At 52.5% G+C, this 15,778-nt stretch carries 12 protein-coding genes; 4 read left to right on the top strand and 8 right to left on the bottom strand.

Annotation, left to right across the window (positions count from 1 at the left end):
• Positions 1-3 precede the first annotated feature (3 nt).
• The 3 genes from BLT02_RS13910 to BLT02_RS13900 all read left to right on the top strand — a co-directional run bounded on the left by BLT02_RS13910 (position 4) and on the right by BLT02_RS13900 (position 4,658).
• Positions 4-1,899: an MATE family efflux transporter gene (locus tag BLT02_RS13910; protein WP_092996772.1), complete on the top strand. Its 1,896-nt coding sequence runs from the start codon at positions 4-6 to the stop codon at positions 1,897-1,899.
• Between the two features lie 117 nt (positions 1,900-2,016).
• The gene (locus tag BLT02_RS13905; protein ID WP_092996769.1) at positions 2,017-2,850 is read left to right on the top strand and encodes a formyltransferase family protein; all 834 of its coding nucleotides are present in this window, start codon (positions 2,017-2,019) and stop codon (positions 2,848-2,850) included.
• Positions 2,851-3,062: 212 nt separating this feature from the next.
• Complete coding sequence (locus BLT02_RS13900; protein WP_092996766.1) at positions 3,063-4,658, top strand: PP2C family protein-serine/threonine phosphatase; 1,596 nt, start codon at positions 3,063-3,065, stop codon at positions 4,656-4,658.
• Positions 4,659-4,793: 135 nt separating this feature from the next.
• Here BLT02_RS13900 and BLT02_RS13895 read toward each other — a convergent pair whose 3' ends face one another.
• The 8 genes from BLT02_RS13895 to BLT02_RS13860 all read right to left on the bottom strand — a co-directional run bounded on the left by BLT02_RS13895 (position 4,794) and on the right by BLT02_RS13860 (position 14,108).
• Positions 4,794-5,330, bottom strand: a complete 537-nt coding sequence (locus BLT02_RS13895) for a hypothetical protein (protein WP_092996763.1) — start codon at positions 5,328-5,330, stop codon at positions 4,794-4,796.
• Complete coding sequence (locus BLT02_RS18265) at positions 5,314-6,540, bottom strand: phosphodiester glycosidase family protein (RefSeq protein ID WP_347475010.1); 1,227 nt, start codon at positions 6,538-6,540, stop codon at positions 5,314-5,316. Before BLT02_RS18265 ends, BLT02_RS13895 begins: the two co-directional genes overlap by 17 nt.
• 302 nt (positions 6,541-6,842) lie before the next feature.
• Positions 6,843-8,144, bottom strand: a complete 1,302-nt coding sequence (locus BLT02_RS13885; protein ID WP_207649416.1) for a sensor histidine kinase — start codon at positions 8,142-8,144, stop codon at positions 6,843-6,845.
• Positions 8,137-8,820, bottom strand: coding sequence for a response regulator transcription factor (locus tag BLT02_RS13880; RefSeq protein WP_092996760.1), 684 nt, complete (start codon positions 8,818-8,820; stop codon positions 8,137-8,139). Before BLT02_RS13880 ends, BLT02_RS13885 begins: the two co-directional genes overlap by 8 nt.
• Before the next feature lie 40 nt (positions 8,821-8,860).
• A complete protein-coding gene (locus BLT02_RS13875; RefSeq protein ID WP_092996757.1) occupies positions 8,861-11,146 on the bottom strand; it encodes a carbohydrate-binding domain-containing protein in 2,286 nt (761 codons plus the stop codon).
• 12 nt (positions 11,147-11,158) lie between these two features.
• Positions 11,159-11,830 carry a DUF4956 domain-containing protein gene (locus tag BLT02_RS13870; RefSeq protein ID WP_092996754.1) on the bottom strand — a complete coding sequence of 224 codons (672 nt, stop codon included), beginning with the start codon at positions 11,828-11,830 and terminating at the stop codon, positions 11,159-11,161.
• 74 nt (positions 11,831-11,904) lie between these two features.
• On the bottom strand, positions 11,905-12,582 hold the full coding sequence (locus BLT02_RS13865; protein WP_092996751.1) for a polyphosphate polymerase domain-containing protein: 678 nt from the start codon (positions 12,580-12,582) through the stop codon (positions 11,905-11,907).
• A 290-nt stretch (positions 12,583-12,872) separates the two neighbouring features.
• Positions 12,873-14,108, bottom strand: coding sequence for a hypothetical protein (locus tag BLT02_RS13860; RefSeq protein WP_139187639.1), 1,236 nt, complete (start codon positions 14,106-14,108; stop codon positions 12,873-12,875).
• A gap of 587 nt (positions 14,109-14,695) precedes the next feature.
• Between BLT02_RS13860 and BLT02_RS13855 the strand changes: the two genes are divergently transcribed.
• Positions 14,696-15,274 carry a hypothetical protein gene (locus tag BLT02_RS13855; protein WP_092996745.1) on the top strand — a complete coding sequence of 193 codons (579 nt, stop codon included), beginning with the start codon at positions 14,696-14,698 and terminating at the stop codon, positions 15,272-15,274.
• The last annotated feature ends 504 nt before the right edge of the window (positions 15,275-15,778 follow it).

The raw sequence follows: 15,778 nt of genomic DNA, 5'->3' as shown, positions 1-15,778 counted from the left end.
ATCATGGAAAGCAGCAATTCCCCCGGCAATAGCAATGCTCAGACCGGGGATCGATTTACCAAAGCAATGTTTTTCCGGGCCTGGTGGCCCGCCCTTTTATCCTCTGTCGGCTGGTCCCTCAGCGACATAGCGGACGCTGTTGTTGTCGGCCAGCATCTGGGCGCTGTCGGTCTCGCTTCGATCAGCCTGATCCTGCCGGTCTACATGATCAACAACATGTTCGCGCACGGTCTCGGGACAGGAGGAGCCACGCAATACGCCGTCCTGATGGCGCGCGGGAAGCGGACGGAAGCCAGGCAGAGCGCATCGGACATTTATCTGACAGGACTGCTGTTCAGCAGCGTCACTGCTGTTCTGGGGCTTGTTTTTCTGCATCCTCTGCTGCATATCCTGGGGACGGTCCCGGCAGACGGGGCCCTGTTTGAGGCGACAAAGGCTTATCTGCGCATCCAGCTTATGGCCACCCCGCTTTTCTATTTCACGAATATTTTTAATTACTATCTAAGAAATGACGGCATGCATCAGGTCGCCGGCATCGGGTCTCTGACCGGAAATCTCTGCGACATCGCCCTCAACTTTGTCCTGGTCCTGGGTCTGCAGATGGGGACCGGGGGAGCAGCTCTCGCCACGGCGCTGGGGCAGATCATCGCGATCAGCATTTATCTGCCGGGAATCCTGAAAAAGGATCACTGCCTTCGTTTTGTCAAACCTGCCAGGCACTGGCTGAAGGAGGGACTCTCTCTGCTCCGCAAGGGACTGTCGGTCTCCGTCCAGTATCTGTATCAGATGATCTTCCTGCTTATGTGCAACAACCTTCTGATCCGTATTGGTGGAGAAATGGGAATCGCAGTCTTTGATGTCCTGCAAAACACCTCCTACCTCATCCTCTATCTGTACGAAGGCACAGCCAGGGCCATGCAGCCTGTCATCTCCACCTATCACAGTGAAAACAACCTGCCTGGCCTGCGGAACCTGTTCAGGGTCGGTTTTATATCCGGCTGCGGGACAGGTCTTGTCGTGATCCTGCTGGCGGAGGTCCGGCCGGATCTCATCTGTCTGCTCTTCGGTCTGTACGGCAGCGCCGCTGCGCCGCTGGCCTGCACGGCCATCCGGATCTTTGGCATAGGCGCCTTCTTTGCCGGGATCAGCATCCTGGGCTGCAACTATCTGCTGTCCAGAGGACTGGCCTTCTATGCCTTCTGGCTGGAAACCTTCCGGGGAGTGCTTTTCCTGTTCCCCGCCACACTGATCTGCTCCCGCATGGGGCTGGAAAACTTCTGGCTGCTTTATCCCCTTACGGAGATCACCTCCTTCATTGTCGTATTGCTGTGGATCCTGCTCAAGAACCGGATCACACCCCTTTTCGTGGTATCCCTTCCTGACGAAAGGATCTTCAGGCGGACGGTCCTGAGCACCAGTACGGATATCGGGCAGACAAGCGTTGACCTGAAGGACTTCTGTGACCAGTGGCAGGCAAATATCAGGCAGAAATATACGGTCATGCTGGCGGTGGAAGAGGTCGGTATGACGATCCTGAAGCACGGCTTCGAGGGCGTCAAAGATACCACCGGCAGTATACCGGATCATCCTTCCGGGGCAGATCCCCATTCGGCTGCCCCTTTATTAAAGAGGATCGCAGCAAAGCTTAAATCCTGGCGGCACCGCAGTGACAAAAGCAGCGGGTTTATTCAGATCACCGTCCTTGCCCTGAATGACGGTACCTTTGAACTTCATCTGAGGGACAACGCGATAGAATTCAATCCTTTCAGTCTGGAGGGAGGATATGTTCTGGACAGTGACGACCTGGATGCCACAGGGATCCTGATGATCCGCCGGAGGGCCAAAGAATTTTTCTACAGGAGATTCCAGGGGTTTAACACACTGATCATTACAGTATAAGAAGCGCCCCGGTCTCAGGGTTTTTCATGTCCGCTGCAGCCGCAGGAAGATATAATGCTCCTGTTTGTGATGTGAAGCGGCGGGACCGGCGCATGGAAAAGGGGTTGATTCGCCTTTATGAGAATCATTTATTTCGGTACAGATGTTTTTTTGTCCTGTTTCGAGTTTTTTCTCGCGCACCATCAGATTGAAGAGTTATATACCTATCACTGTGATGAGGACTACATGACAGAGGCGGGAATTGTTCGCAGAGCTGAAGAAACGAATATTCCTGTGACCTTTGAATCGATCACGGAAGACCGGATCCGCGCCTTTTTTCAGGAGGAGGGATGCGGTCTCCTCTTTGCGGCTGAGTATGACCGCAAGATCCCGGTCCCGGATGATATTGCCGGTTTCCGGGGTGTGAATGTCCACAGCTCGATCCTGCCGGATGGAAGGAGCTATTATCCCATCGAAGCGGCCATGGACCGCAAATTGGCGCAGACCGGTGTCACCATGCACAGGCTCACCCCCATGCTGGACTGCGGCGCCATCCTGGATCAGCGGATCCTGCCCATCTCCGATGACATGGACAGCGTGGACATCTATCTGAGGCTGGGAGCTCTGGCCCGGGACATGACGGAATCCGTCATGGAGGATTTTGAGTCCGCATGGCAGAAGGCGCGGCCTCAGCCGGAAAAAAGACCCTATTGGAAACGTCCCTCCGCAGATAGACTGACCCTGACCCATGGCCTGACCCGGGAGGAAGCCCGGCAGATGTTCCGGTGTTTTAACAGCCTGACACAGGTGGAACTGGACTATAAACTCTATTATGTTCTGGCACTGGATACAGGGAGTGCCTCCCTGCCCCGGCAGGAGTGGGCTCTGAGACAGGATCAGTGGCTGTATGCCCTCAAGGACGGCCACGCCCGCCTTTTTGTCCATCCGAAAACAGGAAGCGACAGACGCTGAGACATCACTCTGCTTCAGTTAATTCCATGATAAAAATTCTATGATAATAATTCCATGATAAGAACTGATTCTCCCGCAAACAGCAGTTTTTGCGGATATCTTCCCCTGGATCTTTCCAGGAATTGGTGATATCTGAAGAAAAAGTCTCTGACAGATATGGAAGGACCAAAGAAATGAACCGCTCTTGAACAGAGCAAAAGGAAAATCGGGATATGAAGAACAAACTACGTCTAAGACCCAGACTGGTGCTCGGTCTGATCATCATGAGCACTGTCCTGGTGCTGACCCTGACAGCCCTGGGCGGGGCGATCTACCGCAGAAAAATGGAGGTCGTCTATTCCAGGGAGGCATTTGACACGGCCTCGATCGCCGCGCAGCTGATCGACGGAGACCGGATCGCCGAGTACCGCAAAACCCTCAAAAAGGATGCCTATTACGAGTCTGTCCATCAGACTCTGCAGATGATCCGCCAGAGCACCGGTGTGAAATACCTGTATGTCGTCATCCCGGAGGATGTGCAGTTTTACATCTGGGATACGGGCGAAGAGGGCGACGAGGGCGTCTGTGACCTGGGAGACACGGATGAATACTACGGCAACGGCTATGAGATAATGCATGCTGCATTTTCTCCCGATGCCGAGCAGACGATGCTGGTCACCAATGGCGATCTTTACGGCTACCTGGCCTCCGCCTACGTGGCTATACTGGACAGCAGGGGACAGCCTGCGGCGCTGGCCAGCGTGGACATTTCCATGGATATCATCAACCATGAGATCCAGCGGTTCTATCTCATTTTTCTCATTGTCTCCCTGGGAATCGTTCTCGTTTCCTCCCTGTTCTATTATTCCTATATCCGCAGGATCCTGATCAGACCGATCCATATCCTGAATGAGGATACCCGCAAGCTGGTCAGTGACCAGATGGAAGCGCTGGGTGCCTTCCGGAACCGGGTCCACACCGGGGACGAACTGCAGTGGCTCGGGGAGTCCTTTGAACATATGACCAGGGAACTGGAGGTCTATATCCAAAACCTGGCTGCTGTCACTGCCGAGAAGGAGCGCATCGGGGCAGAGCTGAACGTTGCGACCAGGATCCAGGCGGACATGCTGCCCAGAATCTTTCCTCCTTTCCCGTCCCGCAAGGAGATCGACCTCTATGCCACCATGAATCCCGCCAAAGAAGTCGGCGGCGATTTCTACGACTTTTTCCTGGTGGATGAAGACCATCTGGCATTGGTCATGGCGGACGTCTCCGGAAAGGGAGTGCCCGCAGCCCTGTTCATGGTGATCGCCAAGACCCTGATCAAAAACCGCACACAGATGGGCGGCACGCCGGGAGAGATCCTTTATGACGTCAACAACCAGCTCTGTGAGGGGAACGAGGAGGACCTGTTTGTAACGGTCTGGCTCTCCATCCTCGAGCTGTCCACCGGCAGGGGGATCGCCGCGAACGCAGGCCATGAGCACCCTGTCGTCCGCCACAAAGACGGAAATTATGAACTCGTCCTCTATAAACACTCCCCCGCTGTCGCAGCCATGGAAGGCATCCGCTTCCGGGAGCACGAATATGTCCTTGATCCCGGCGACCGCCTGTTTGTCTACACTGACGGTGTCCCTGAAGCCACCAATTCCCGGGAGGAGCTCTACGGAACCGACCGGATGACAGACGCTCTCAATACTCTGCAGGATCCTTCGCCCCAGGAACTTCTGGAATACATGAAAAAGGACATCGACTCCTTTACAGGCGATGCCCCGCAGTTCGACGATGTGACGATGCTGGCGCTTTACTACAATGGTCCCGCGACGTAGAGGGCAGGAAAGGCCGTGCCCGCGCGGGTCCCGGAACAATAATCTCCCTCCCCATCTCCCTCCCCCTGCAGAGCAGGGGGAGGTTTTTATTCTTCAGCGCGCAAGACCCGCGAACGAGTCTTGAATGCAGCGTCATCATTGAGGATAAAGACCTCTGCTGCGGCGGTACATTCTGCGGGCTGCTATAGCCGGGATCACGAATGCTGCTAGCCCGGCTGCCAGCAATACCACGCCCGCCACAGGATACACCACGATCAGCCGGTTCGTCGTCCCGTAGATCTCCAGGACTCCCTGGAACAGACAGCCTGCTGTCAGCGCCGCGATTCCGGAAAACCATGCATTCAAAGCCGTCCTTCCCGGGAAAAGATAAAGGCAGCTGTTCTCCCAATACCTGTCCTCTTCATAGAGGGTCTCCGCTTCTTTAAGATCAATGATCTCCAGTTTTTCTGTTTTCCTCCCGGCACAGAGGAGGATGATCATGAGAGGGAAAGTGCCCAGACAAAGGGGGATGGCAAAAGCATAGATCATGTAAAAAGAGAAAACTCCATGGCTGAACACTTCATAGACTGCGCCGAAGAGGGCACAGAAAATCGCCGCTGTCAGGCAGATACAGGCATAATTAAAAAGTTTATACGCGTATTCAACAGCTTTTTTCCTATCCGATGTAAACAATATCGCTCACCTCTCTTTCCTCGTCCCTGAACCCAGAAGAAGGGTTGTTCACGACCTCTCCCTGGAAAACCATGGTAGAGGATCCGCCGCCGTCCAGGTTGTAGGCTGTCTGCACCCCGAGCTGTTCCATGAAAGAAGCAAGTTCATAAAGTGAGAGCCCTTCGCTCTCACCCGACCGTCCATCGGAGACCACAAAAACATAGTGCAGGTCATCGATGATCCCGATCGCAGTCCGGGGATTGCTCGCCTTTGCCTTGCCGACTTCTGTATTTAAAGCGACATCGATCTCTCCGTCAGTGATCAGGCCGGGCCCAAAGGAAAAGGCCTGCCAGACACCCTGCTCCAGCAGCTCCTGCGCGGTTGCTGTAGACGGATCAACGACCTTCATGCTGCCATCCGCGTAAATGCAGAGGACATCATTTTCCCCGGCTTCCTCCCGGTAAAGGACTCCGTTCCGGATCACATAACCGCGCTCCTGGACGCCGTAATAGTCTCCGTTGACTGCCAGAACGGCATTGTTGGAAGCCGCGATCTCCGAAGTGCTCTGTGTCACGTTTTTCCCGTAGGTACCCTTCGCAAAAGCTGTCTTGAGGTACTCCGCCGAGCTCACCCTGACGTCCGCGACATGGATCGTCGTCCCGTTTGTCTCATACTGCGTATAGGTGACCTGCACATTTTCATCCTTGTACTCCCGGGAGTCCCCGGAATTGTCCGTCGTCACCTCCGCAGCCGACTCTGCAGCCTCCTCCTGGTCAAAACCGATGATTGTTTTTGTTGTCGCTGTGGAATCCCCATGTCCCGGTTTATTGCCCGGTTTCTTTCCGTGCCTGGAAGACCCGGGGCCCCCTCCAGTCCTGCTTCCCTTTTCCTCTCCGCTTTCGTTGTCTCCCGCATCACTCTGGGACGGACTGCTGCTCTGATCTGCTTCTTGTTGGATTGGACTGTCTCCTGCATCACTTTGGGGCGCTCCGCCGCCGGCAGGATTCCCGTCCCCATTCTTTCCTGAATCATCTGTGTCATCAGTCTGTGGGCTCTCTGACTCTTTCTGCGCGCTCTCTCCATTTTCCTTCGCGGCAATGATCATCTCCGTATTGATCTGTGTCGCATCGGCCTGATAGACACTGGAAAGGACAAATGTGTCCAGAGCAATGAAAACGGTAAAGGCGATCAGGCAGAAAGAAAAGACCACTGCCCAGGTATTTTTTTTCATTATGGTTCCACCTCACTTTTTGCTATTTGTATTCAATTTCAAGGTTTCTCCAGCCGCTGCATTCTAATCGACAGCCCCCGGATTCAGGGAGTCAGTTTTTAAAAAGATGAAAAAAACTCCCTTACATTTGACGAACTCATTGTAAGGGAGATTAATTGAAACAAGATTGAAGTTTTATTTATTTTTTCCAGGTATCTTTATGGTTCTTCCGCAAACAGTAGTGTTTTGCAGTTATCTTTCCCAGAATTAGTGATTCCTGATGATAAAGTCTCTTCCAGGTGCGGAAGAGCCATCTTTATTTATTATTTTTCAGGAATCGATACGGAGAAGCGGATCTTTCCATCCTGGCAGGCGGCCGAAATGCTGCCGTCGTGCTTTTCCGCAACTGCCTTTGCTATAGAAAGGCCCAGCCCGTAATGATTTCCTTCATCGCTCCGGGCTTCATCGACCCGATAGAAGCGGTCAAAGAGGCGGTCCAGTTTATCGGGCGGGATCTCACTGCCCTCATTGACCACGCTGAGCACAGCCAAGTGACCCTCGCGCTTTAAGGACACTTCGATCTCACTGCCTGTTGAGTGTCTGACCGCATTGTCCAGCAGGATGGATGTAAGCTGGGTAAGCCGGGCCTGATCGCCTGTAATACTGATCCCGTCATCGATATCACTTCGAAGCATTTTTCCCTGATCAAAAGCCAGGCTTTCAAAGGCAAGCACTTCCCCGGTGACAAGGCGGGACAGATCGACCGTTTCCATGGGCGCTTCCGTGTTTTCCGCTCTGGAGAGGTCCAGCAGCTGTTTCACAAGGTCTCCCATGCGTTCATTTTCATACTGGATATTGGAAAGCCACTCATTTTCACCAAGCTCTCTGGCCAGCATTTCCGCATTGGTGCTGATCACAGCCACAGGAGTTTTTAATTCGTGGCCGGCATCAGAGATGAACTGCTTCTGCTGCCGGTCATTTTCTTCCAGAGGCTGGATGATCCGTTTTGAAAGAAAAAGAGAGATAAAAAACAGCAGGACGATCGATACGCCGCCTACGATCAGGACAGTGCGGAGCAGGGTGTGCAGTCCGCCCTCTGAAACCGTATTGTCCATAAAGGCCACCAGGGTATATCCGTCCCTGCAGCTTACCATATAAAAAAGATTGTCGATCCGCCCGGAGGAAGTATTTCCATCCAGTATGGTTTTTGCCAGTTCTGCCAGGGCATTCTCCTCATAGACAGCGTTTTTTCCATTGTCAACAGCAAGAACTTCGCCCTCCCCGGACAAAGCCACCGAGTAGAAGGTGGAGAGCTTATAATCCGGCCTTTCGTCCATCGGGGGCTTGCCAGGATCCAGCGGAGGTCCCTGCATTTCCTGTCTGTCGGATTCATGAACAGGTTTGTGCGCAGGTATATTCTGTCCGGCAGTCTGCTGTTCCGGAGCGTTCATCCCGGTCTGCTGCTCCAGTGAGTACGTCTGCACATAATGCTCCAGCATCTTACTGTTTCTGTGCCGCACTTCCCGGAAACTTGCGGCCAGGATCACAGACAGTGTGACAGAGAAAAGCAGGATGAGTGATCCCATGATCGACAGTATGATCTTTTTTCTGGACCGGTTAAACATCTTTCATCCTCAATTCATAACCCAGGCCGCGCACAGCCTTGATCCCGACCCTGGAGCCGACAAAGGCCAGCTTCTTCCTCGTGAAAGACATATAGACCTCCACGTTATTGTATTCCGCTTCATTTTCAAAGCCCCAGATCTTCACGGCGAGCTGCTCCCTGGTCATGATCTGCCCTTTATTACCGAACATGTACTCCAGGATCCGAAGCTCCTTTTCCCCGAGTCTCACACTCTGTCCTGTAGTCTGACAGGTCAGCACAGCCTTCGAGGTGTCCAGGGACAGGTCTCCGTAGCTCAGACTATTATCCTGAAAACCAGCATTCCGGCGTCCCAGGGCCCGGAGTCTGGCCAGAAGCTCTTTGCTCTGAAAAGGCTTGGTCAGATAATCATCCGCGCCGCTGTCCAGACCGGTGACCTTGTCGTCCAGCTGACTTTTCGCTGTCAGCATCAGGATGGGTGTCCTGATTCCCTTGCCTCTGGCTCTGCGGGCCACCTCGAAGCCGTTCATCCCGGGCATCATCACGTCGAGAACAGCTATATCATAAACACCGCTCTCCAGCGCAGCGAGGGCCGATATTCCGTCTTCCATATGGTCAACGTCATATTTTTCCTGTTTCAGCAGGGCTGCCAGGGCCGCTGCCATTCTCTTTTCATCTTCAGCCAGAAGTACCCGCATGATGTCACCGCCTTTTGCTAAAAGTAGACTTTCTGATATTTTAGTGCTTCCGATAGTACTTTGCAAACAATATTGCCGCAATCAGCGCAAGGACGGAAGCTCCTAGGAGGAGCCAGACTTCGCTGCTGAATTCACTTAAGGCCGTAAATCCACTATATTCTGTCACTTGATCCTCTGTGTCAGCAGCGCCTTCCGGAATGAATCCCTTCCCCCCTGCCTGGTCTCCTGCCGGCCGGGTTCTGTGTCCGTAACCTGTTTCATTCACTTCTGCTTCCACACTTCCACTTTCCGTGCTTCCACTTTCTGCGCTTCCGTTTTCCGAGTTTCCACTTTCCGCGCTTCCACTTTCTGTGCTGCCGTTTTCCGGGTTTCCACTTTCCGTGCTTCCACTTTCCGTGCTTCCATTTTCTGCGCTTCCATTTTCCACGCTTCCATTTTCCGCGCTTCCATTTTGAAAGCCCATACCGCCTCGCCGCATACCGCCCATGCCGCCCATACCGAAGGCATGACCGCCGGCATTGCCGCCGATTTTTTCACCGGCAGTGGTGCCTGCAGACACAGCGGTTGAATCCATTGTCAGTTCACTGCTGTTTTCACCGCAGACGACGGTATAAGTCTCCCCGACCGTCATTTCCGGCAGGCTGAAGGACACGGAAGAATAACTGCATTCAGGTGTATAGGAGATGATCTCCTCACCCTCCTGATCCAAAAGGCTGAACAGGGTCCCCGCCTCCACAGTGGAGCCGATGTTGTAAAGGACCGCGCACTGCGTACAGTTTTCGCTGAACTCTTCTGCCATACCGGATCCTCCGAAGGCCAGAATTGTGCCGCCGGTAACGATACATTCGCCCCCGCTCTCACTGCCGTAATCAATGGCATTGTTCGTGCCGTCTCCCAGGAGGCTGATGCGGATGTCTCCGCCGTCAATATAGATGCTTCCGTTGGAATCAAGGCCGTCCGCGTCCCGGCCGGTCGCATTGATGATCGTCAATGTACCGCCGCTGATGCGGATATATGGTTCTTTTTCATCGGTCGCAGTATCGTCAGTATCACTGTTCTCTGTCTGGGCCGCTCCGGGCATCTCTCCGGGTGTAGAAGGCATCTCCCCCTGAGAGGGCATCCCGGAGGTCATCTCTCCGTCTGTTGATGTCGTTCCGGGCATTTCTCCCGGTATCGAAGGCATCTCTCCCTGAGAGGGCATCCCGGAGGTCATCTCTCCGTCTGTTGATGTCGTTCCGGACATTTCTCCCGGCATCGAAGACATTTCTCCCTGAGAGGGCATCCCGGACATCTCTCCGTCTGTTGATGTCGTTCCGGACATTTCTCCCGGCATCGAAGGCATTCCGCCCTCCGAGGTATTCGACATGGATGACATATCCCTGTCAGAAAAATCCGGAGGAGAAGGCATTCCATTTGTTCCGCCGCCTCCCCGGCCGCCGAACCCCATCGTGCTGCTGCCGCCATTGGCGTTGATGCCGTCATCGGTGGGATACATCGTAATGTCGCCTCCGGTGATCTCGATGGTCACCGCTTCGAGGCCTTCATAGCAGGAATTGATGAGAACAGTGCCGCTCTCAATGTAGAGTTCATCGTCGCTGTGCACCGCGTCATCTCCTGCGTCTATGGTCAGTGAAGCCTCCATAAAGCGCAGGCTGTCACTCACATGGATGCCGTCCTGGGGCGCTGTGATCGTGATATTTCCCCCGGTGATGACGAGAGAATCATTGACGTCGATGCCATGCTTATATCCCGCCGTAATCGACAGACTGCCGCTGCCGTTGATGGTCAGATCATCATGGGAAAAGATCGTGCCGCCGGTATTGTCCGCCAGCGCCTCCTCGGAGTAGACAGTCCCGCTGGTGAAAGAGTTCTCCGTATCCTCCGCCAGGGTCAGGAAGACCTTGTCTGCCTGATCGACCCGCAGACAGGCATCATCGGAGCAGCTGACCGTCACGCCGTTCAGCCGGATCCAGACCTTGGAGGAATCATGGGCGTCCACGATGATCTTTCCATCCTCCAGGGTACCGGTGAGTACGTACCACCCGCCATTTGAGATCACAAGATCTCCGTCCAGAAAATAGGCCCCGTTACCGTCGATCGTTCCCCCGGAGCCATCCAGGGTGATATAGGTCGTATATGCGTTATCCGCCCAGTCTCCGTCCACATCATTTTCTGTAAAATATGTACTGCCGCTGTAAGACTCCGCATCTTCATCCGCAACTACCCTGATTCCCAGCTTTTCACCATTCATGAAGGCCACAGTCACAAGAAGCGTCAGCACGAGTACGACAACACATATTCTGTCGATGTTTTTGTGCGTAGACACCTGGTCTCCTCCTTATCCCATGTAATCGCCGTTATAGCTCACAAGTACTGCGTTCTGCACGCCGGGCAGGTCTGCCAGCTTGTTGATGAAGTCAGTGTTGTCGTCCTTCAGGCGGACTTCCATGTTCAGCTCCACACTGCCCTTCCGCGCGGTCTTGCTCTTGACGATGCATTTATTTGTCTGCTGCGCAAGATATGCCGCTGCCGCCTTCTCGCTCTCGTTCCCCTCACAGGAGAGGACAACGATATAGGGATTGGAGCTGTCCTTGCGGTTGGCAAATACCAGCAGGATGATGCCGATCACGACGCTGCCAAAGACCGCCAGCGGGATCAGGCCTGCTCCCAGCACAATACCAACAGCAATGGACCAGAACAGGAAGGCGATATCCATGGGCTCCTTGATCGCTGTCCGGAAACGGACGATGGACAGGGCGCCGACCATACCCAGGGACAGCACCACATTGCTCGTTACGGCCAGAATGACCAGGGTCGTGATCATCGTCAGGGCGATCAGCGTCATGCCGAAGGAAGAGGAATACATCACTCCTGAGTATGTCTTTTTATAAATAAAAAATACGAAAAGGCCGACACCGAAGGCCAGGACCAGGGCAAGCACCATGTCCAGAAGACTGACACTGGTCACGTTTGTAAGAAAGCTGGATTTAAAGATATCTGAAAATGTCATGGTAAACTCTCCTTTTTTTGATTATCTGAATTTATTCTTCTGAATACTGCTTCATTATTCTGAATACTATTTCATCAGCCGTAAATACGGCACTGCGCGTATTTGGAAAAAGAGCCGACCCGCCGGTCCGGTATGGAAACCAGGTCCCGAATGATCGAGGGAAGGAACTCATCCCACTTTACTTCAATGAGGATCGGCGCATCCCCGGCAGGGATCGTGACGGCGTCCGGATTCAGGAAATCTGTACACCCGAGCCCGGTCCGGATATCGTAATCCAGGGTCACCCGGACGTTCCCCGGACGGAAAATAAAGGGCTCCCTGGTATAATCCACGATGGTTTTCGGCCGCATTCCCTGATACCGCATCTTGCAGTACAGCTCCTGGATCAGAGGGTGGTCGGAACCGAGCATCCAGTCAATATCGCCGTCTACGATCTTCTGCGCCTGTTCCGCAGTCAAGACGGCGGAATATTTGGTTCCAAGCCCGTTCCTCTTGCTTTTCTTCTCCAGGTGGATCACAGAAGAATCGCAGTTATAGAGCCGGATTCTGAATTTTTCCCGCATATTGACACCGTCGATCTTTTCCCGCAGGGCTTTGTCATCGGGATTATCAAAGTACAGGCTTCGTATATAATACTTTCCATCGATCGCGTGAGGATCGCTCTCCATGACGGCCCGCAGCCGCTGCCGCAGGATCAGCAGATCCCCGGTATTCAGAACATGTTTCCATTCATGTCTGTATTTCGGATCCATAAAAATAACCTCCTTTACAGTTGTTGGGCACATTGTAAAGGAGGTAGATTGAAGAAAGATTGAAAGCGCGGGGTAATTTCTATCGAAAAAAACGGACCGGGGAACCGTCCCCTGGTCCACCCTGGTCCATACAAAAGAACCGTCCCCGCAGACTACGCCATGCCCGGCGCACAAAAGAAATGACCGGGTGTCCCACGAGGGACAGATTCCCGGCCATTTCCTTGTGTTTCTGTCAATCTTCTTCACTTTCTTCTGTCCTGTTGGTAAACAGGATTAAGAAGAAACCGGTTTTATTTTTTCTGCAGGGCTTTCTCCAGCTCCCTGCGGAGATACTCGATTTCCTGTTTCTGCTGTGAAAGCTCCCGCTTCTGTTGGCCAATGGTTTTGTCTTTCTGTGACAGTTCCTGTTTTTGATGCGACAGCTCCTGCTTCTGTTGTTCGATGGTTTCCTGCTGCTCTTCGATCATCATCATAACCGTATTTTTGTCCAGGATGGAGAGTTCTTCTGAGAACATGTGCATCATCTCCTTCGTGTTTTGGCACATTGTGCAGATCCTGTCGTATAACGGACGGAAGATGCCGGGATAGTCCTCCAGGATCCTAAGGATGATCCGGGGGTCATCGGAGGACAGGAAGGCAAGCCAGGCCTCTTTTTCCGTCATGGGCTGCCCGCCCGCAGGGCGGAGCAGGGCATCAAGATGGCTCCGGAAAATATCGAGGGGGACGAAAATGTAGTTCTGCAGGAGATTCAGCTTCAGGCCGGTATCTGAAACAGGGGCGAAGGTGTGGATGTAATCCTGCCGGAATCTGTGGAATTCCTTCGTGGAAGTCTCCATAAACACGATAGTGTATACAGGTCGGATATATTTGTAGCTGAATGTCCCCTTTTTACCCTCCCTGTCTTCTTCCCTGTTTCCGTCACCCTCCTGCGGACTGTCATTTTCGGAGAATTCCTTACGGATCCGCTGGTACTGGCGCAGGAGCAGGTCCGCATTATAGCAGGCTGCCCGCTCCCCGGGGAAATTGTATCCGATCTTCTGGACTTCGACGTTCACGATGCTCCCGTCAGACGCCTCCACTATGATGTCCATGATGACCAGTGTGTAATCCGCCCCCAGGTGGGATTCATTGGGGAGGATCTGTACCAGCTTTACATCCAGTCCGATCAGAACGGAGATCATGCGGGAAAGCGCCGCGGCCTGTACATCCGGGTCAAACACATATTTGAAATAGGAATCATAGAGGACGCGCACGCCCCTGTTACCGCAGCAGAAGTCCAGAAACTCCTGCCGGCGGGAGGGTGTCAGGGACCGGAAAGTGCCGGTCATCTCCGGGGATGCGGCAATTTCCTGAAGGACTTCTGCAAGCTCCCTGTACTGTGGAAAGGCGGAGCGCAGCGTCGGCAATCCTGCCTTGCTGAGAGCATCATACTGTGCCGGCTGCAGTATATCCGCGCCGGAAAGGGCAGCCTTCCCGGCCGCGGAAGCTGCTTTCTGTGTGCTTATGGTGTCGGTGTTCTTTGTCATATGCACCTCCTGCAGTAAAATTGTATGCGGAGGGGCTCCGGTGCTGCGGATGCAGGTCTGCCGGAGCCCCATGGAATAATGAGACTTCGGCAGCGCCGCGGTGCGGCACCGGTCTGACAAAGCACGCGGGGGCAGGCCCTGCCGCCCCCTGTACATGCTTTTGGATATTTTCATTCTAGCAGACGAAGGATTATGATTTCAAGGCGGAATTTGAGTTTACGTGCCAGGTACCACAAAGTCAGGACCACCAGCTCCGCTGGTGGTTTGAGTTAGCCCCTCCAGGGCATTATTGTGATTCCGCCTAAAGGCGGTGGTTTAGCAAGCCTGTTCCATTTGTGAAAACAGAGGGACGGTCCTTTTATATCTGTCCCCTTGTTTACACTGACATAAACAAGGGGACGGACACAAAAGGACCGTCCCAATGACATTAAGCTAAGCCCCCCCCTGTGTCCAAAACAATAGTTTCTTATTCAATCAGAGGTGAAATATCCTCTGATTTTTTTGCTTTTTTTACAAAAAAAGCTTGACAAAATGATCAAAAAATGCGGCGCGCCTTGAAAAATATATATTTTTTTGGAGGTGCTGCTATGCAATATAATCCTACTACCCCCGGCCAGATCAGGGAGTCCCTGATCTCTTCGATCAACTCGCTCTTCGCTTGTAAAAAAACATCATTTACATCCACAGATACTGCTTTTTCCAGGACAAGAAAAATATCTCTTGTTCAGACCATGCTCTTTGTTATGACTGCCGGATCTAAAACAGTCAATGACGAACTGGTTGATTTCTATGGTGAAAAATCATTACCCACAGCTTCTGCAATGATCCAACGCCGTAATCAATTGAAGCCAGAAGCTTTTCGTGAACTTTTTCTGCATTTTACCCAAAAAGCACAGATTTTAAAGACTTTTAGAGGATATCAGCTTATTGGAGCAGATGGTTCCCGCGTCAATCTTCCTTATAATCCTTCTGATGCGTTCAGTCATATCAATTGTATTAAGGGGCGTAGAGGCATAAACCAGATACACCTGAATACCTTTTATGACCTCTTAAATGACATTTTTCTGGATGCCGAGCTTCAGGGTATACGGGAAATGGACGAAAAAGAATGCTCAGCTGCAGAATTATCATTGTTTATCAACATCCCGGCACTACGATTTTATTGAGCCCGGATCAGATAATGCAGATGCATTGCAGTTTCGTGTCCTGAAATTTCCTATTGGAGAAGATTCTTATGAGTATATTGTGACAAATCTTCCAAAGTATGCTTTTCCTCTGCAGACGCTCAAAGAGCTCTACAACCTCCGGTGGAATCATGAAGTGGCATACCGATATCTGAAATATGCAGGAAACATGGTCCCTATCCACTCTCTGAAAAGAGAGTTCCTCCTTCAGGAGATCTATGCCAAGCTGACTTTATATAATTTTTCATCATTTGTTGCATCCGCTGTCGGGGATATTAAGAAAAAAACAGAAAAATATACCTATGTACTGAACCATACTCAGGCACAAAAGAATTGTATCCGCTTTTTAAACGGCAGGATAGAAGATACAGCAAGTATGATCTGTAGATACCTGGTACCAGTCCGACCGGGCCGTAAATTCAAAAGGAACCTACGGCGCCAGTCGGCTGATACACTAAACTACAGATAAACTCAAAACAATAAAAC

Source organism: Sarcina sp. DSM 11001 (assembly GCF_900101015.1).
Classification (GTDB): Bacteria; Bacillota; Clostridia; order Lachnospirales; family Lachnospiraceae; genus CAG-791.
The sequence above is the reverse complement of the archived record's forward strand: the minus strand, read 5'-3'. Positions and strand labels throughout refer to the sequence as shown.